This window comes from Bacillus sp. NEAU-242-2 (assembly GCF_027853835.1).
GTDB classification, from domain to species: Bacteria; Bacillota; Bacilli; order Bacillales; family Bacillaceae; genus Bacillus; species Bacillus velezensis.
This window is the reverse complement of record NZ_JAPNNY010000001.1, coordinates 670,904-688,220: the sequence shown is the minus strand read 5'-3', so window position 1 is coordinate 688,220 and position 17,317 is coordinate 670,904. Positions and strand designations below refer to the sequence as shown.

The 17,317-nt window shown below is 45.7% G+C and carries 18 protein-coding genes and 2 riboswitches; of the genes, 12 read left to right on the top strand and 6 right to left on the bottom strand.

Features of this window, described 5'->3' with window-relative positions:
• Positions 1–152 precede the first annotated feature (152 nt).
• Positions 153–986: an STAS domain-containing protein gene (locus OWN49_RS02680; protein WP_176283287.1), complete on the top strand. Its 834-nt coding sequence runs from the start codon at positions 153–155 to the stop codon at positions 984–986.
• Positions 987–1,031: 45 nt separating this feature from the next.
• Here OWN49_RS02680 and OWN49_RS02675 read toward each other — a convergent pair whose 3' ends face one another.
• Genes OWN49_RS02675 through OWN49_RS02665 form a run of 3 tightly spaced genes read right to left on the bottom strand, consistent with a single transcriptional unit; the run spans position 1,032 to position 3,991 of the window.
• On the bottom strand, positions 1,032–1,793 hold the full coding sequence (locus OWN49_RS02675; protein WP_101562941.1) for an energy-coupling factor transporter transmembrane component T family protein: 762 nt from the start codon (positions 1,791–1,793) through the stop codon (positions 1,032–1,034).
• Positions 1,768–3,405 (bottom strand): ABC transporter ATP-binding protein, encoded by a 1,638-nt coding sequence (locus OWN49_RS02670; protein ID WP_176283288.1) that lies wholly within the window; start codon positions 3,403–3,405, stop codon positions 1,768–1,770. The genes OWN49_RS02675 and OWN49_RS02670 overlap by 26 nt, the downstream gene beginning before the upstream one ends.
• Complete coding sequence (locus OWN49_RS02665; RefSeq protein ID WP_003154744.1) at positions 3,392–3,991, bottom strand: ECF transporter S component; 600 nt, start codon at positions 3,989–3,991, stop codon at positions 3,392–3,394. Before OWN49_RS02665 ends, OWN49_RS02670 begins: the two co-directional genes overlap by 14 nt.
• A 182-nt stretch (positions 3,992–4,173) precedes the next feature.
• Positions 4,174–4,287: riboswitch (TPP riboswitch) on the bottom strand.
• 148 nt (positions 4,288–4,435) lie between these two features.
• Here OWN49_RS02665 and OWN49_RS02660 point away from each other — a divergent pair.
• The 3 genes from OWN49_RS02660 to mgtE all read left to right on the top strand — a co-directional run bounded on the left by OWN49_RS02660 (position 4,436) and on the right by mgtE (position 7,788).
• Entirely contained in the window at positions 4,436–5,698 is a 1,263-nt protein-coding gene (locus OWN49_RS02660) for a glycoside hydrolase family 18 protein (protein WP_003154742.1), read from the top strand.
• A gap of 90 nt (positions 5,699–5,788) precedes the next feature.
• The gene (locus OWN49_RS02655) at positions 5,789–5,926 is read left to right on the top strand and encodes a transcriptional regulator SplA domain-containing protein (RefSeq protein ID WP_003154740.1); all 138 of its coding nucleotides are present in this window, start codon (positions 5,789–5,791) and stop codon (positions 5,924–5,926) included.
• 106 nt (positions 5,927–6,032) lie between these two features.
• Positions 6,033–6,198: riboswitch (M-box (ykoK) riboswitch) on the top strand.
• 234 nt (positions 6,199–6,432) lie between these two features.
• Positions 6,433–7,788, top strand: coding sequence for a magnesium transporter (gene mgtE, locus OWN49_RS02650; protein ID WP_014304888.1), 1,356 nt, complete (start codon positions 6,433–6,435; stop codon positions 7,786–7,788).
• A 35-nt stretch (positions 7,789–7,823) separates the two neighbouring features.
• Here mgtE and tnrA read toward each other — a convergent pair whose 3' ends face one another.
• On the bottom strand, positions 7,824–8,156 hold the full coding sequence (gene tnrA, locus OWN49_RS02645; RefSeq protein WP_003154734.1) for a MerR family transcriptional regulator TnrA: 333 nt from the start codon (positions 8,154–8,156) through the stop codon (positions 7,824–7,826).
• Positions 8,157–8,350: 194 nt separating this feature from the next.
• Here tnrA and OWN49_RS02640 point away from each other — a divergent pair, with 194 nt between their 5' ends.
• The 4 genes from OWN49_RS02640 to OWN49_RS02625 all read left to right on the top strand — a co-directional run bounded on the left by OWN49_RS02640 (position 8,351) and on the right by OWN49_RS02625 (position 10,117).
• Positions 8,351–8,506 (top strand): hypothetical protein, encoded by a 156-nt coding sequence (locus OWN49_RS02640; RefSeq protein ID WP_003154733.1) that lies wholly within the window; start codon positions 8,351–8,353, stop codon positions 8,504–8,506.
• Between the two features lie 88 nt (positions 8,507–8,594).
• Positions 8,595–8,777 (top strand): Fur-regulated basic protein FbpA, encoded by a 183-nt coding sequence (locus tag OWN49_RS02635; RefSeq protein WP_003154731.1) that lies wholly within the window; start codon positions 8,595–8,597, stop codon positions 8,775–8,777.
• A 142-nt stretch (positions 8,778–8,919) separates the two neighbouring features.
• Positions 8,920–9,384, top strand: a complete 465-nt coding sequence (locus tag OWN49_RS02630; RefSeq protein ID WP_007610911.1) for a MarR family winged helix-turn-helix transcriptional regulator — start codon at positions 8,920–8,922, stop codon at positions 9,382–9,384.
• Positions 9,385–9,562: 178 nt separating this feature from the next.
• The gene (locus tag OWN49_RS02625) at positions 9,563–10,117 is read left to right on the top strand and encodes a YkoP family protein (RefSeq protein WP_077722120.1); all 555 of its coding nucleotides are present in this window, start codon (positions 9,563–9,565) and stop codon (positions 10,115–10,117) included.
• Positions 10,118–10,126: 9 nt separating this feature from the next.
• Here the strand turns inward: OWN49_RS02625 and OWN49_RS02620 are convergent, their stop codons facing one another.
• Entirely contained in the window at positions 10,127–11,962 is a 1,836-nt protein-coding gene (locus OWN49_RS02620; protein ID WP_176283289.1) for a DNA ligase D, read from the bottom strand.
• 2 nt (positions 11,963–11,964) lie between these two features.
• The gene (gene ku, locus OWN49_RS02615) at positions 11,965–12,846 is read right to left on the bottom strand and encodes a non-homologous end joining protein Ku (protein ID WP_003154722.1); all 882 of its coding nucleotides are present in this window, start codon (positions 12,844–12,846) and stop codon (positions 11,965–11,967) included.
• A 665-nt stretch (positions 12,847–13,511) separates the two neighbouring features.
• On the opposite strand from ku, the gene OWN49_RS02610 reads away from it, so the two are divergent.
• From OWN49_RS02610 to OWN49_RS02595, 4 genes are all read left to right on the top strand, one after another.
• Positions 13,512–14,081, top strand: coding sequence for a DedA family protein (locus tag OWN49_RS02610; RefSeq protein WP_077722122.1), 570 nt, complete (start codon positions 13,512–13,514; stop codon positions 14,079–14,081).
• 246 nt (positions 14,082–14,327) lie between these two features.
• Complete coding sequence (locus OWN49_RS02605) at positions 14,328–15,110, top strand: TerC family protein (RefSeq protein ID WP_077722123.1); 783 nt, start codon at positions 14,328–14,330, stop codon at positions 15,108–15,110.
• Positions 15,111–15,386: 276 nt separating this feature from the next.
• A complete protein-coding gene (gene sigI, locus OWN49_RS02600; RefSeq protein ID WP_003154719.1) occupies positions 15,387–16,142 on the top strand; it encodes an RNA polymerase sigma factor SigI in 756 nt (251 codons plus the stop codon).
• Complete coding sequence (locus tag OWN49_RS02595) at positions 16,139–17,317, top strand: anti-sigma-I factor RsgI family protein (protein ID WP_025851717.1); 1,179 nt, start codon at positions 16,139–16,141, stop codon at positions 17,315–17,317. Before sigI ends, OWN49_RS02595 begins: the two co-directional genes overlap by 4 nt.

The window sequence follows — 17,317 nt, the reverse complement described above, 5'->3', positions numbered from 1 at the left end:
ATGCCGGCCGGAAAGAGTCATTTGAAGCATTTTCATAAAAAAGGCGTAATCTATCGGACTAAAAAATTTCAAATAAATGGATAGTTTGACAGCTTTCATTTTCATTCATGACCCGCTGACGCTATAATTGGAAATGGGAAAGGAGAAGAGAGATGAAGATAAATGAAGCGTTATACAGCTATTTTTCAGAACAAGTGGATCAAATTGCGAAAGAGTGGATCGAAACGATGGAAGATTCGGATCCGAATTCGATTTATTCTTTGACAAATCCCGTCATCACAGAAGAACTGACGGAGCAGGATAAAGAATTTTACCGGCATATTAATAAAATGTATATCATGCCGGAAAAAGAATTTTTAGAAGAGTTCGAGCGGTGGGTGATTGAGCTTGCGAAAGACCAGAAGCATCTGGATACTCCCGTCCAGTATGTGGTCCGTGAATTCATGAGAAACCGGAGACTATACATCAGTTATTATGATGCGTTTGCCGATAAACATGAATCTTCGTTTGCTCAGGGAGAAAGGAAGAAATGGGAGAATTTAATTACGCAAGTATTTGATTTTACGATTTACACGTTTGTCGATCATGCTGAGCATAACTCAAAAATGCAGCTGAATGCGCAAAGAGAAATGATTTTGGAGTTAAGCTCGCCGGTTATCACGCTGAGCAAACGGACGGCGCTGCTGCCGCTTGTCGGCGATATTGACACGGAGCGCGCCAAATTCATTCTTGAAAATACGCTGAGCACATGTGCAAAACGGCTGATTGAACATCTGTTAATTGACCTGTCGGGTGTAGTGGTTGTCGATACGATGGTGGCGCATCAGATTTTTAAATTAATTGAGGCGCTGAAATTGATCGGCGTCACGTCCACTTTATCCGGAATCAGGCCGGAAATCGCTCAAACCGCCGTACAGCTCGGCATTAATTTCTCAGATATTACGGTCAAGTCCAATCTCGCTCAGGCTCTCAATTATCATCAATAACATACATAACAAAACAGGCTGCCGAATCACTCCGGCGGCCTGTTTTTATATAAACAACAATGAAATGAGCCAGCTTGCCCCGAATAACAGAAGCACGAGCAGGAAAAAGCACCAGTCGGCGCGGCGCACAGTAACAGTTCTGTAAAACGTGCGGTTTCGGCTCCCCGTAAAGCCTTTAGATTCCATCGCGATCGCCGTGCGTTCCGCCTTTCTGATTGCGCCTGCCAATAGCGGAATGGTGAAGCGCCTGAAGGCGGAGAGCTTCCCTTTCAGCCCGGAATCAGACGCCGCACCCCTGATTCTGTGCGCCTGCCGGATGATCAGGATTTCATCTTTCAGAAGAGGGAGAAACCGGAATCCCGCGATAACGCCGTATGCAAGCTTGGGCGGCAGCTTACACTGCTGAATCAGACTGAGCATGAACAGAATCGGATCGGTTGTAAAAAGAAACATCATCGACAAAGCGGAAAAACATAGAATACGAAACGCGATAGAAATCCCGAGCGCCGCGTTATCACTGTTGACGGCAATCGGCCCGAGCTTAAACAGCAGATTGCTTCCGGTTGTCGGGACGTTTCCGAATACGGCGGCTGTCCATAAAGAACCGAAGGCCAGAATGACAAACGGAATCGTGAACAGCAGCCATTTTTTCAGCGGCACACGCCCCGCCGAGAGGACGCCTCCCGCAATGATGATATAAAACAAAGCAGGGGTGTACGGATTATAAATAAATGACAGCATAATGACGCATAACAATACAGCCGCCGCCTTTATTGACGGGTTAACAGCCTCCAGCCGCAAGTTCATTTCTCCGCCTCCTGTCGTGTTTCATCCATTCATACCGCAGCGGCAAAGCCAAATGTGCCTGCTCGGCGATCCCGATGTTATCAGAAAACAAAGCGTCGGGAGTTCCCCGGAATACCAGTTTCGTGCCGCAGAGCACAAGGATCGTGTCGGCATAATCCGAGACGAGTTCCATATCGTGTGTCACCATCAAAACAGCCGTTCCTTCCTTTTGAATCTCACGGAGCATTTGCATACACTCCCGCGCCGTTTTGGCATCCTGTCCGAAAGTCGGTTCATCAAGCATCAAAACGTTCACATTGTGCATAAGCATCGTCGCGACGCTGAGCCGGCGTTTTTGTCCTTGGCTTAAAGAAAACGGATGCTGTGAGGCATGGCGTCTCAGGCCGAATCGGGTTAACAGCTGAAGAGCTTTCTCCTTTGCGGCTCTGTTGCTTTCAAAACTGAACATCAGCTCTTGAATGACGGAATCTGTGACAAACTGGTGTTCAGGATTCTGGAAAACATATCCGATCTGCCGCCGCAGCTCTTTTTCAGAATAGGAATCAATCGGTCTGCCGTCTATTTTGATGTCTCCGCCCAGCGGACGGATGAGCTTGGCCGCAGCAGAAAGGAGCGTGGATTTTCCTGTTCCGTTAGGGCCGGCAATCGCGGTGATTGATCCTTTTTTTACGGAAAAGCTCACATCCTGAAAAATGACGTCTGCTCCTCTTGAGAATGACAGCCCGTGAACGCTCAGCGCGTCTTCTGCCGAAAGCGCAACGGGCCTGGGTTCAGGCAGAGATGGTACAGGTTCGTGAAACAGATTTTCTTTACACAATGTAAAAGGAATGCTGACGTGCTCCTGCAATGAGATCACACGCGGAATCGGAATGCCGAGCTGCATCAGCTCTTCAATCTTGGTTTCAAAGATAACATCCGTCTCTCCGTCCATCACCTTCTGACCCGTTTCGTCAAGCACAATCGTCCTGTCCATCCACGGCGCCCAGTGATCAAGCTGATGTTCGATAACGAGAAGGCCGAAGCCTTTTTTTGCTTGAAGATCTTTGATCAGCCGCACTAATTCACGTGCGGAATATGGATCAAGCTGTGCCGTCGGTTCGTCCAAAATAATGAGTTCCGGTTCCATTGCAATGATACAGGCAAGCGCCACTTTTTGTTTTGAACCGCCTGACAGCGAAGCGATCGTTCGCGTTTTCAGATGAGTGATCTCTAATTTTTCTAAAACGTCATCGATGATTGCGTCCATATCTTCTTTTGTATATTGCAAATTTTCCAGGCCGAAGGCGATTTCATCTTCAACCGTCAGCATGCAAAACTGCTGGTCCGGATCTTGAAACACGACGCCGATGGATCTGGCGGCGGGTTCTGTCAGATGTGAAAGAGGTGTTCCGTATAAAGAAACGGTTCCCGATTGAACCCCATCGCATGCTTCCGGGTACAGACCGTTTAAACAGAGAGCGAGCGAGCTTTTGCCGCATCCGCTCGGCCCGAGCAACAAAGCCCGCTCTCCTTTGCGGAGCTGAAAGGACACGTTTTGAAAAATCGGCTTTTCATCCTGATCATAAGAAAAGGTAAGACAGCTGGCCGATAGAAGGGGTTCAGATGCCTGCATCTTGGTTCACCTGTTTCTTTTTCTTCTTGAATTGTTTTCCGAGCGCCATGCCGTTCAGCACTCCTGTGTAAGCCAGCGCATCACTGATTGCTTTGCCGAGAAGGCCGGCAAGAAGCGCACCTGAGACCAGACGGATGAGAAGCATGACGGCTAATAAACCCGGATTCAAAACAGAGTATCCGGAAACGAACAAGTCATAAATGAAGCTTGTCACAGAAGACCCCATACCGGATAAAAGAAGCACGGGCAGGGTATACACCCGCCAGCGTGTCGCTAAAAAGACCGCTTCCGCACCGATTCCCTGTGCGATCCCGATCAGAATCACCATCGGTCCTGACGGATTTCCGAGTAAGCACTCCACAAACGCGGCGATGATTTCAGAAACGAGAGCCGCTCCCGGTTTTTGAATAATGTACGCGGCAATCACCGAGACGATAAACCAGATACCGTAAATCGGTTCATAACTCATCCGGCCGAAAAATCCTGCCGCTATATTGCTTGCATGAGTTGATACTAAATAAATGACAGCAAATACAACACTGATGACGGACATGACGACAATTTCTCTCATTTTCCAATTTTTCATTGTGATCTCCTGCTTTCTTATCGGATAGTTGTTTGTATGAAAGAGTTGATTTTACGAAAGACGATTGATCGTAAGTTTCATATTGCGGTGTCCTCCCCCGTTTTTTAATGAAAAATAAAAAACTGCATATCCGAGGGAATATGCAGCAGCAGAACGAAAACGCATGGGGAAAAACCCTGCGCTCCGGTCAATCTGCACTTCCCCACGCTGGTATTATCCAGATCGGGTTATAAGGGATCAAAACACGCTTGCCGCATGTTTTATCTCAGCCGATAACAGCACCCCTAGTGCGTTTCCTATACAGTTTTTTATGATGACATCATCATAGTTGATCATGTCTGATTTGTAAACAGCCTTTCTCCGAACAGAGTTTGGAATCGGACCGGAGGATCATTCATAAAGATAAGAAGACCCCTTTTGATCAAAAGGAAACGGAGGACATCTATGTTTGTTCATACAGTGCAGTCTGGCGACTCGTTATTTTCCATCAGCAGAAAGTACGGATATCCTGTTGACAGCATCAGAAGCGTCAACGGGCTTGAGGAAACGAATATCGTGCCGGGACAGGCGCTTTTAATCCCCCTTAATGAATATACGGTTCAGCCGAATGATACGTATGCCGTTATCGCAGGTAAGGCTTATGTGCCGCAGATGCAGCTGATGCAGGCAAACCCGGATATTCCGCCGAACCGGCTGCGGACGGGTATGAAAGTGAAGATCCCTGATATCTCTAACTATCTTGCGGGAACCCTGCAATTTTATGTCATTCGGACGCCTGAAGCGGATAGAGAGCTCATTAATGATTTTGCACCCTATTCATCGGCGATTTCTTTGTTTGAATATCATTTCGGCCCGAACGGAGATATCATGAATGATTTAAACGACAGAACCGCAATAGAAACCACATGGCAGAACAGAGTGCGCCCGCTTGCCGTCATTACGAATCTGACAGAAGGGGGATTCAGTCCGGAATTAGCCCATCAAGTGCTGCAAAATCCGGCGGCAAGAACGAATCTCGTCAACAATATCGTCTCCTTAACCGTAAGAAAGGGGTACGGCGGTGTAAATATCGATTTTGAACGGGTCAGAGAAGCTGACAGGGATCTCTTCACAGGATTTCTCCGGCAGTTAAAAACCCGGCTTTCAGAGCATCAGCTCGCGTTAACGATATCGGTTCCGGCGAAAACAAGTGATGCAGTGCCGTGGCTGAGGGGATATGATTACGGCGGAATCGGAGCCGTCGTCGATTACATGTTCATTATGGCGTACGACTGGCACCACGCCGGCAGTGAGCCGGGACCCGTGGCACCTTTAACAGAGGTCAGGCAAACGATCAATTTTGCCATCAGCAGGGTGCCGAGAAGAAAAGTGATTCTCGGTGTTCCGCTGTACGGGTATGATTGGGTGATTCCGTACCGTCCGGGAACGATCGGATCCGCCATCTCCAATCAGCGCGCCATGGAAACGGCGATGAAGCATCAATCAATGATCCGTTATTCCCAGCAGGAGCGTTCCCCTTACTTCCGGTATACTGATGAAAATGGAAGAACGCATGAAGTGTGGTTTGAGGATGTACGGAGCATGAGTGAAAAAATGGTTCTCGTTCGGGAGTTCGGACTGCAGGCGATCGGCGCGTGGCAATTAACGCTCGGTTTCAAACCGGGCCCGTGGCTGCTTAGGAACTTTTTCACGATCCGAAAAATATAGCTGCATGTCCTTCTCCGCAAGTGATTTTTTCTTTCCTATGATAACGGAGCTTCTTTTGGACAATCTAAAATTGAAAAGGAGGTCTGTCATATGAAGAAAAGGGAAGAGCAGTATATCAACGAGGCTGAGTATGTACCGCACCCGACGAAAGAAGGGGAATACGCGCTCATGCTGCATGAATCCTATCATTTCCTTTCAGAAGAGGATGAAAGCGATTTGCCGGAATAAGGGTTTTATGCCTTTATTCCGTTTATTTTATAGGCATGTGCTGAAATCACAAATTTAAGGTTGACACATTCCTTTTTTTTCTGTAATCTCAGTGTGTCAATTCAAATAAGAACTTCGTTAGGTGAGGCTCCTGTATGGAGATACGCTGCTGCCCAAAAATGTCCAAAGACGCCAATGGGTCAACAGGAATCATCGACATAAGGTGATTCTTAACGCAGCTGGATGGCTGTCCTATGCCATACAGTGCTAAAGCTCTACGATTGGAGGCCCCGCACGTTTATTTGCCGTGCTTGTTTTCGCCTTCATATCGGAAGGTTTTTTTTATGCCTCAAAACGTACACGACTGAGCATGATAAGGAGGTGCGGAGTATGGATTCTCCCCATTCGAGTATGTCAGAAGAAGTACCCATATACAGCCAGATAACCAGTGACGACATGATGAGGAGACAAACCGCCGCACTTCCCTTGACGGACGGCGCGTCTCCGTAAAGGAGGTACGAGTCCCGATGGTCCAAAACATGACCTATGACGAACTCATATTACGCATTATCATTTTATTGCGGGACGGAAAAATAAAAGAATTCCGAAACATGATAGATGAGCTTCAGCCCTATGACATGGCATTTTTATTTAAAGAAATGCCGGAAAAGCACCGGGCCCGCTATCTGTCATATATGACGGTTGATGACATCACCGACATGATCGGAGAGCTGGAGCGGGAATTTCAGCTTGCCGTTTTGCATAAAGTCGGTAAAACGAAAGCCACTCTCGCAATGAATAAAATGGATAACGACGATCTCGCCGCTTTGCTGGAAGAGATGGATGAAGAACTGAAAGAACAGCTTTTATCCAGCATGGAGGCTGAGGAATCAAAGGCCGTACAGCTTTTGATGAACTATCCGCAAGAATCGGCGGGCCGGATGATGACGAACCGCTTCGTCTGGATTCCGCAGCATTATACAGTAAAAGATGCGGTCGTGAAGCTGAAAAGCTTTGCGGAAATCGCAGAATCAATTAACTACTTGTACGTGATTAATGACAGCAAGCAGCTTGTCGGGGTGCTCTCTTACAGAGATTTAATTCTCGGCGAGCCTGACGATAAAGTGCAGGATCTCATGTTTACGCGTGTCATCTCGGCCGGGGTGCTCCAAGACCAGGAAGAAGTCGCCCGGCTGATCCAGCGGTATGACTTTTTAGCCATTCCCATCGTGGAAGAAAATAATGTGCTTGTCGGTATTGTCACTGTCGATGATATTATCGACGTCGTGATCAAAGAAGCCGATGAAGATTACGAAAAATTCGCAGCCTCCGGTAAGGCGATTACATTTGATACGAAAGCATACGTGGCGGCGTACAGACGTTTGCCGTGGCTCATTCTGCTTTTGTTTATCGGATTGATTTCCGGAAGCATTCTGAATTATTTTGAAGATACATTGCAAAAAGTAGTCGCCCTCGCGTTTTTCATGCCGATGATCGCGGGAACGACGGGTAATACAGGCACACAGTCACTCGCCGTCGTCATCAGAGGACTGGCTAAAGAAGAAATGAATAAAAAAACCATCTTTAAACTGATTTTCCGTGAATTAAGAACCGGTATCTACATCGGCATCGTCTGTGCGATCGCGATAACGATTGTCGCAACCGTCTGGCAGAAAGACTTAACGCTCGGTTTTGTCGTCGGTTCATCGCTGCTTGCAACGTTGATTATCGGTACGATGGCCGGAACGATCGTCCCTATTATTCTTCATAAACTGAACATTGACCCGGCGATTGCGTCAGGCCCGCTGATTACGACACTGAACGATATTTTGTCCTTATTAATTTATTTCGGCATTGCAACTGCATTTCTTCATGCTTTATAAAAAAAGTCCGTCTCACAGGAGGCGGACTTTTTTGATCAGCGGTTTTTATACTTAAAATGAGCATTAAGCTGTCCTTCCAGCATTTTTTTGCGGAGCTGTGGGTCGTTTTTGAGAGCCTGTTCTTTTTTTCGCATGTCTTTTAAAATCTCGGCCGTCTGCACGCCGTCTTCCCGTTTGTTGGCAATATCCATCAGCCGCTCAACGTCCGCGAAGGAATACTTTCTCGTTCCCCGTGATGATCGCTGCGGGTAGATTAATTTCCGTTCTTCATAGTATCTGATCTGTCTGACTGACAATCCGGTTAATTCGCTTACAATGCCGATCGAGATTACTTTTTTATCTTTGTAAGATTGTTCGTCTGTCGTCATTTTTCCACCCCTGGATGTCTTTTACTCATATTATATAAGAAAAAAAGAGAAAAAACCTGACGCTTGTCAGGTTTTCTGACGCGGAATAGAAAATTTTAGAAAAAAAGCGGCAGAAAAATTGACAAGGTTAATGCATGGTCCTGTGCCCCGTTTTATTCTGTATTATACAGACACAATGAGGAGGAAGGATAGGAATGGAGAAAGAAAAAGCGGTTTCACTGGCAAAAGAAATCATTGAATTAGATATGAAACGCGATGAAATGCTGGAGGCGTTCATGCAGCTTGCCGGGGAACACGCTTTTCCGCTGCTCAGAGCCGTCCAGAACGGTCTTTACCGAAAAACATCATAATCTACAGAAGTTTTACAATGGCTTTATACATCCTTGATATAAAAGCGTTATTCTGATCATAGAATAACGGAAAACAAAGGAGGCCGTCATGAGTCGTTTGCTTCAAAATGCATTGGATAAAGAGAGAAACCATTATTCCAAAAAGCTTCTGCAGATCGGAGTCTATACGAAAGAAATACTTAATTCCATGACAATTACGGAGCTGAGAAAGGAATACGCGTATTTTTTTCGGAACATTCCCTATAAAGAACGGAACCCTTATACAAATTAAATGATGTATAAGGGTATTTTTTTATATAAAAAAGAAGGAATTCTGAAAAACGGCACGAATAGAATATAAAACAAAGAACGACTCTTATGAATTGTAAGGGTTTACATTATTTTTTTATAAAAATCTTAAATACGGGGTAGATATGATGAGATTATCATTTAACGAAGAAGAAGTGATGCGTTCGATGAATTTGTACAAAGTTTTTGCAAGGGCTTTCAAGAGTGTGTCTGAACACAGCATCCGCGACAGTAAAGAACACGGTTTTAATCCGACTGAATTTGCCGTTTTGGAGCTGCTCTATACGAGAGGACCGCAAAAGCTTCAGCAAATCGGGTCGCGTCTTTTGCTTGTCAGCGGGAATGTCACCTATGTCATCGACAAGCTTGAAAGAAACGGGTTTTTGGTCAGAGAACAAGACCCGAAGGACAAACGGTCTGTTTACGCCCATTTAACTGATAAAGGAAACGAGTATTTGGATAAAATTTATCCGATTCATTCATTGAGAATTGCGAGAGCGTTTTCAGGACTTATGCCTGAGGAACAGGAACAGCTGATAGCCTTACTGAAAAAAGCGGGAATTCACAGCCAGCATTTGCTTTTCCGTTAAAAGAAAGCGGATACAGACACTCTTCTTCATGAAGAGTGTTTTTTTCTGTTTCGGACAGTAGAGCCTGACGCGGTTTTTGCATAAGCTGATACAGGGCGGCATCATTATTTACCAATCATAATGTGACATGCCCCATGCCAAAATATGAGGGTGCTTTGAATATAAAGAAGGTGAACATGTGAGAAGCTGTCTGCTGTCTATATGGTACTTACTTGATCCGCTTTATTTCTTCTTTACCCGGCTGACGCTGATTGATAAACGGCAATCGAATGTATTCCGCGTCCGTTTGACTAGATATAAAGGAAAAGAAGTCATCCTGAGCGACGGAACCAGAATTAAAAAAAACGACGTGTTAGTTAAGATTCATCTTCATAATGTCAAACTCCTGAAAGAGCTGCAGCCTATTGAAAGCGCGGTCAGAAGGGGGATTATGCTATATCAGAAGGTATATCAATCCATGCCTCATTTAGCGGATTATATTAACCGGCATAAACGGAAAGACGAGATTAAGGGAGTCGTCGGCATTACAATGCTTCATAAAGGAGCGGCGAGACTCGGTTTTGATGTGATAAAACCGTCCAGCGGCTGCTACAGGCTGTTTAAGAAAGCGGCCCATCTTCCGATTTTATACTTTACTGCAAAACAGCTCACCCTCAAAAACATTCCTTACTCCTGCTATTTATTTATTTCCAAAGAAAAATTGATGTGCACGTATCAGACTGAAAAGAGCTGACAAAAAGCGTCAGCTCTTTCTCTTGATTTGCTCAAGCACGATTGAAAGCGGGCCGTCCTGCGGATTCCGGTAAAAATCATAAAACGGATCTCCCTCTGTCCTGACGCGGTTCACTACTGTATCGATCGTATAATCATCAGGTGTTAAAGAGGAGTTGACTTCGCTCCAATAAAGGGGAGCCGCAACCGTTCCCAATTCGTTGCCCCGGGTCGAATAGGGGGCGATAATGGTTTTCCCTTCGGCATGCTGCAAATAATCTAGGTAGAGCCTGCCGTTTCGGTTTTTGATAAACCGCTCTGTCGTAAAAAGATCCGGGCGCGTCCTGACGCAATAATCGGCGATGAGCATTGTGAAGGCACGGGTTTCTTCATAGGTGAATGCTTCCGGTGAAAGCGGGATGTAGAGCTGAATGCCTTTATTTCCGGAGAGCTTCGGGAATGACGTCATGCTGAATGAGTCAAACAGCTGTTTCAGCACATGCGCAGCCTCTACTGCCATGGGAAAATCATTCCTTGACGGAGGATCAAGATCAATGACGATTTCTGCGGGCCTTTCAGAATGAACTTTCTGAAACGGAACGTGAAATTCAAGCGCCAGCTGATTAGCCAGCCATAGAAGTGACGGTATGCTGCTGCATACGATGTGCTCGTGGCTCCCGTCAAACACGCTTGAGACAAAGTCCGGCGTGTAGTCCGGTTTGTTTTTTTGAAAAAAAGATTCGCCAGGCGCGCCGTGCGGATAACGGATCACCGTGACGGCCCGATCTTTAAGAAAGGGCATCAGAAAATCGCTCATTTTTACCATATAACTAAGGAAATCTGCTTTCGTTTTTTCACGTTTTTTAAAAACGATCTTATCCAGGCTTGTGAACTGCAGCTTCGGCGGCAGCGTTTTAGAGCGGAGGATAAGCTGCTGATACGTGCATTCCGTCCAATCCATTTCAAACTGAAAGGACACAAAAGATACTTCACGCAGCGTGTCCTGCAATATGGTTAAATACTGCACGGTCATGCAGATAGAAGGCTCAAGTGTATACTCGCCGCTTTTTTGTTTTTTTCCGTGGGTCTCCATAATGGTTCTGACGGCGTTTTTTTCTTCCGCCTGCATGCCGTGGGAAACGGAAGCGATCGGGACGACGATGCCGTCTTTCAAAACAGAGGCCGTCACATACCCGTTCTTCGGATTGAATCCGGTTAATAGCACGTGAGCCGTTTTCATATGTTTATACTTCTGCCAGTCGGGAGACCGTTTATTTTCCGACCAGCCGCTGGAAGCCCTTTTGGCTACGATACCTTCTCCGTCATGGCGGACGACCTTGTCCCAAAGCGCATTAAAGTCAGTGTGCTCCGGAATGTATTGAATCGCTTCTTCCGCTAAGTGATGAGGGCAGGCGGGAAGATTTGCTTCTTTAAGCAGCTTGGAAAGGGCGCGCTTCCGTTTCACATACGGTAATGAGACGGTGCCGGCGCCTTCCAGAACGAGGAGATCAAATGCCAGAAAGCGGCACGGCCGTCTATCAGCGGTGCTTTCAATTGCTTCCGTCCGTTTTAAACGTCCGCGGATTTGAAGATGCTCAAAGTCCGCTCTGTACGGATTGATTAAATAGACAAGCTCTCCGTCAAGCGTAATGGGGAACCTGTCTTTCATGTGCTGAAAACACCGGGCCGCAAAAGCCGTGATTTCCGGAAATTGATTCGTCAGCGTCTGTCCGTTTCTGCTGGTTAATGTAACACCGCTTTCGTCTATGCGGAGAAGACAGCGGAATCCGTCATACTTTACCTCATAGCGCCACTCGCTGCCTTCAGGCGGTACAGAGGTCAAAATCGGCTGCATCGTCAGCACCATGATTAAGACGTTCCGGCTTTTTGTCTGGTCGTCTTCTGCTTTTTGCCTCCGCCGCCTGCTGACGCTGTGTCTTTTGTCCGTGCCGGTGCAGCCTGTTCGCGATTCGGCCGCTTCGTCCGGTCGATGCTTGCCTGAAGCGCGCTGACAAGATCAATGACATCTTCGCGAGGGCCGGCAGGAGCAGGTGTCACGCCCGCTTCTTCATGTTCGAGCTTATCGTTAATTTTGGCGAGAAGGGCTTTCCGGTATGTGTCTTCATATTGTTCTGGGTCAAACTCGGTTGTCAGCTCATTAATTAACGTGATCGCCGTCTGCAGCTCTTTTTCATTAACGGCTGTCTGCTCAGGAACGCCCGGCACATGTCCGGCATTTCTGACTTCATCCGGATAATGAATGGATTCCATCACGATGCAGTTGTCATACACGCGAAGAATCGCAAGCTGCTGTTTAGAGCGGATCGTAATGGAAGCAATCCCGATTTTACCCGTCGTCCTCAGCGCTTCCCGCAGAAGTGTATAGGCTTTTGTACCGTTGTCTCCCGGCCCGACATAATATGACCGGTTAAAATAAATCGGATCGATTTCCTGCAGCTGGACAAAGTCAACAATCTCAACCGCTTTTTCTTCATGTTCCTGTTTTACGTCTTTCAAGTCTTCGTCAGTCATAATGACGTATTTCCCTTTTACATACTCATAGCCTTTCACGATTTCATCAGGCTCCAGACTCTTTTCACATCCGGTGCAGATTTTTTCGTATTTAATCGGCGCATGGTCTTCTTTATGAAGACTGCGGAATTTTATATCTTTATCTTCAGTGGCCGCAAAGAGCTTGACCGGGATATTGACGAGGCCGAAACTGATCGAACCCTTCCACATCGTGTGCATGAATAAAAACTCCTTTTTGTCTTTATTGTGGATAAACGGGTCCGTTCCATGTGTAGCAACTTATGGGTGATGCGGCGCTTCATGGAGCTGCTGTTCCATTTCCTCATGCGGTAATGGCCGGCTGAAAAGGAAATCGCATTCTTATTCATCTATTTACAATCAGTGAATCGGTAAGTTCTTTAAAGCGCTGAAGTCCCCGAAAATCATCAATGGTTGATCAAAAAGATTATACAGAATCATTCCCCGGGAAATGCCCACACATTTCCATGTAGTGACTGAGAGTTTCCCGCTCCCATAAAACAGATTCGGTGGCAAAGATCCCGGCAAAAACGCATTGCCCATATGAACTGAATTCGCGGTCAGCCGCCGCTTACCGCGAAGGGTAACTTTTCCGGAGATCTTAAGTGATGTAACCGCCGCCAGACGAGCAATCAGGAGACAGGCGGGACGTTGTATTGCGCATGTCATTCCCTCCCGCTATACCGATCTGAAACGACTCACATTTATAACGGGCATGTCTAAAAGATATTTCAGCCTCAAGGTTTTGTGTTAAAATCATTCTTAAATTTCAGAATATAGGTGTAAGCCGGGAGTGATAGATCATCGAAGATTTCATCATATCAATAATTGAAGCGTTTAAAAGCTTATCTTACGCCGGAATTTTTTTGGCGCTCAGTATAGAATTCATCCCGGCGGAAATTGTTCTTCCGCTTGCGGGCTATTGGGTCTCAAAAGGGGATATGACGCTTGCCGGTGCCGTGTTTGCCGGTTCACTCGGCGGTGTTTCAGGTCCGCTTGTCTTATATGGGATCGGCAGGCTGGGCGGTCGGCCGTTTTTGCTGAAATATGGAAAGTATATATGGATAAAACCCGAATCCCTGGAGAAAACAGATGATTTCTTTCAGAAGCACGGAGGTTTGGTAGCGTTCATCGGCCGTTTTATACCGGGGGTCAGGACGCTGATTTCTTTGCCGTGCGGCATTGCAAAGATGAATATCTGGGTGTTCTCTCTCTATACATATGCAGCGATGCTGCCGATTACATTTGCTTACGTATACCTCGGAATGAAACTCGGGGAAAATTGGAAAAGCGTCGGTTCCATTCTCGATCAATATATGCTGCCGCTAGGTATATTCATTGTGTTGCTTCTCGTTCTTTGGATGTTATGGAAGAGAAGAAAACAGCGGATCAAAACAGAAAAAATTTCTCAATTTGTTAAAAAAGTTAAGCGTTGACAAATGATGAAACAGGCTTTATTATGAGCGTATAAACAAATATTTCTTGAAATCCCAAAGGGGAGTAGCGTCCGGATATTCCGGAAACAAAGTCGTCAATTCATGGATCATATCCATCGGCTTTGTTGGCATGCCAATCATTCATGTCTAGCAAGACCTTTGCCTTATATCGGCAAAGGTCTTTTTTGCGTAAAAAAACCGCCGGTATAAGCTCGGATGATAGAAAAAAGAAACGGAGGGAATGGATTGGACTTTGCATTATTATTGGAGTATGGATGGGTTTTTCTCGTTTTAATCGGGCTGGAAGGGATTTTGGCGGCGGATAACGCGCTGGTGATGGCTGTGATGGTGAAGCATCTTCCTGAAAAACAAAGGAAGAAGGCTTTATTTTACGGATTGGCGGGCGCATTTATTTTGCGTTTCGGGTCGCTGTTCGCTATTTCTTTTCTGGTGAATGTTTGGCAGGTCCAGGCCATCGGCGCTTTATATCTGTTTTACATTGCGGTCAGCCATTTGCTGAAGCGGTATGTATTTAAAGATAACGCCGGTCAGAAAAAGCAGAAAGAAAGCGGGTTTTGGCAGACTGTCTTGAAAGTGGAGCTCGCGGACATCGCTTTTGCCGTTGACTCCATTTTAGCGGCGGTCGCGCTTGCCGTAACGCTTCCGGGAACACGGCTTCCTGCCATCGGCGGTTTGGACGGCGGTCAGTTTCTCGTTATTTTAGCCGGCGGCGTAATCGGTTTAATCATTATGCGTTTTGCGGCATCAATGTTCGTATCCTTACTGAAAACCAGGCCGGGCCTTGAAACGGCGGCATTTGTGATTGTCGGATGGGTAGGCGTGAAGCTCGCTCTTTATACGTTGGCCCATGAGGAACTCGGTATAATTCCGGCAGATGTCATCCATTCGGCGGCCTGGAAAATCATTTTCTGGGCGGTTCTGGCTGCCATTGCGGTTTGCGGATGGTTTATGTCAGGAGCAAAACAAACAGAGTCCGGCGCGGCATCGGAAAAAAGAGAACACGCGTAAAATGATCAAAAAGGGAGTCTGGCTTTTTAAAAAGCAGGTTCCCTTTTTTGTTTGAAACGCTTACATTTAAGACATATGATAACAATTTTATAACAGCATTGTTACAAAAAACACAGAGAAAACCCCCTTAATTCTGCATGGGGGCACGAAATCATGTATAGTACGTCTTATTGGCTTGTCATAATTGAGACAAATGAAATCGATTTCTCTTTTTCTTCCTTTGCGAATCCCTACTAAATTAGCTATGATTATGAGTAGTTATAGGGAGGAACTGAGGTGAAACCAGTGCTTAGCCTTTTGTTTAAATTGGGAAAAAAGAAGCAAACGCTTGAAACATCTGTTGAAAAAATACAAAAAGGCGACAAAGATCTGCAGAACGATTTAATACAGCAATATAAGCCTTTTATCGCGAAGACGGTTTCATCCGTTTGTAAACGATATATAGATGAAAAAGACGACGAATTCAGCATCGGGCTGATCGCGTTTAACGAAGCCATTGAAAAGTATTCGGCTGAAAAAGGTAATTCGCTGCTTGCATTTGCAGAGCTGATTATAAAAAGAAAAGTGATAGACTATATCAGAAAAGAAGCAAGAACCGCTCAGCATATCAATATGGATGTGCAGGAAGGCGACGACCAGGAATCTTCGCAGAGCCTTATCGAAGCGGAGCTTTCCATTGATGAATACCGCAAACAGATAGAGCAGGAACAGCGCCGGGAAGAAATTCTTTTTTTTCAGAAGCAGCTGAAAGAATACGGCCTGTCTTTTAAAGAGCTGCTGGAACAATCGCCGAAGCATACAGATGCGAGGCAGAATGCGATTAAGGTAGCCTACACGCTTGTTGAAAATGAAGAGCTGGCGTCCATTTTGCACCAGAAAAAACAGCTTCCTGTCAAACAGCTGGAGCAGCTCGTCTCGGTCAGCAGAAAAACGATCGAACGGAACCGAAAATATATCATCGCCATGAGTATTATTATTACAGGTGATTATATTTATTTAAAAGATTATCTTAAAGGGGTGTTGCACTCATGAGAAGAGGGATCATAGTAGAGAAAAATAAAAAATTCGTCACGTTGCTAACCCCTGACGGACAATTTTTAAAAACAAAAAATGATCACCGCACTTGTGAAATCGGAGAGGAAATTACGTTCGAAGGCGAAACGCGTATGGGAAGAAGGGCCAGCTTTTTTGATTTTCTGAAACTGCGCCCTTTTAAATTGGGAGTGTTTACGATGACTGCTATTATTTTGTTTATTTTAATTTTACTCCCGGTTTTTTCTGATAACAAAGCTTACGCGTATATGACGCTTGACATTAATCCCAGCATTGAAATGGCTTTAAACAGCAAATATGAAGTCATTGAACTGACACCGCTGAACCATGACGCCAAACAGGTCATCAGTGACATCGGAGATTGGAAAAGCAGCGATTTTAAGGAAGTCATCAGTAATATTATTACCGATTGCAGCAAGCATGGATATGTAAAGGAATCAAAAGAGATTTTAATTTCCACGGTTTATGAAAATACAGATGACAATACATATAAAAAAGGCGTTAAAAAACAGCTGGCTGACATGACTGAAAAATATAAGGGCACCTACCAGGTCCAATCGCTTGAATCTGATATGGAAACAAGAGAAAAAGCAAAACAGGAAGGGATGTCAACAGGCAGCTACATAAGAAGAAACGAAAAGAAAACAGAAGAAAAACAGTCTGAAAAGCAAACCGACGGCAATGAAACAGATCAGAAAGATACCGAAACAGACGCTGATCAAAGCAAGCAGCCGGACACAGAAAAGCCGGCGGCTGATGAAAAGACAGCTCCTGATGAAGAAAAGGCAGCAGAGAAGCCGGAAAACAATGAAACAGCGCCCGGCACGGAAGAAGCGAAGCCGGACAGTCAGGACGGCAGTCAGCAAACCGACAAAAATGCAGCTTCCGGATCAGAAGAAAACACACAGAAGGAACAAGATGGGGAAACAGAGCAGCCCCCAACACAAAATCCTCAGGAAAACGGAAATGACAAAGAGCCTAAGCAAAAGTATTACAATCATTACTGGAATCAGCGGAATCATGATCGCAATGAACATTGGGACTCCTATCGGCATCATGAAGATTCGTCAGACCGCAGGAATCCGAACGGCTACCGGCACGGAAAGGAGAATGCCGATAAATATCAAAATTCGCCGAGAAGTCCCGGCGAATAA

What these genes read in the sequence shown, in the direction of transcription:
- OWN49_RS02660 (WP_003154742.1), top strand. Translation starts at nt 4,436, where the DNA reads ATGTTTGTTCATACAGTGCAGTCTGGCGACTCGTTATTTTCCATCAGC.
- OWN49_RS02665 (WP_003154744.1), bottom strand. Translation starts at nt 3,991, where the DNA reads ATGAAAAATTGGAAAATGAGAGAAATTGTCGTCATGTCCGTCATCAGT.
- OWN49_RS02675 (WP_101562941.1), bottom strand. Translation starts at nt 1,793, where the DNA reads ATGAACTTGCGGCTGGAGGCTGTTAACCCGTCAATAAAGGCGGCGGCT.
- mgtE (WP_014304888.1), top strand. Translation starts at nt 6,433, where the DNA reads ATGGTCCAAAACATGACCTATGACGAACTCATATTACGCATTATCATT.
- OWN49_RS02620 (WP_176283289.1), bottom strand. Translation starts at nt 11,962, where the DNA reads ATGGTGCTGACGATGCAGCCGATTTTGACCTCTGTACCGCCTGAAGGC.
- OWN49_RS02640 (WP_003154733.1), top strand. Translation starts at nt 8,351, where the DNA reads ATGGAGAAAGAAAAAGCGGTTTCACTGGCAAAAGAAATCATTGAATTA.
- OWN49_RS02635 (WP_003154731.1), top strand. Translation starts at nt 8,595, where the DNA reads ATGAGTCGTTTGCTTCAAAATGCATTGGATAAAGAGAGAAACCATTAT.
- OWN49_RS02680 (WP_176283287.1), top strand. Translation starts at nt 153, where the DNA reads ATGAAGATAAATGAAGCGTTATACAGCTATTTTTCAGAACAAGTGGAT.
- OWN49_RS02655 (WP_003154740.1), top strand. Translation starts at nt 5,789, where the DNA reads ATGAAGAAAAGGGAAGAGCAGTATATCAACGAGGCTGAGTATGTACCG.
- OWN49_RS02595 (WP_025851717.1), top strand. Translation starts at nt 16,139, where the DNA reads ATGAGAAGAGGGATCATAGTAGAGAAAAATAAAAAATTCGTCACGTTG.
- OWN49_RS02670 (WP_176283288.1), bottom strand. Translation starts at nt 3,405, where the DNA reads ATGCAGGCATCTGAACCCCTTCTATCGGCCAGCTGTCTTACCTTTTCT.
- tnrA (WP_003154734.1), bottom strand. Translation starts at nt 8,156, where the DNA reads ATGACGACAGACGAACAATCTTACAAAGATAAAAAAGTAATCTCGATC.
- ku (WP_003154722.1), bottom strand. Translation starts at nt 12,846, where the DNA reads ATGCACACGATGTGGAAGGGTTCGATCAGTTTCGGCCTCGTCAATATC.
- OWN49_RS02630 (WP_007610911.1), top strand. Translation starts at nt 8,920, where the DNA reads ATGATGAGATTATCATTTAACGAAGAAGAAGTGATGCGTTCGATGAAT.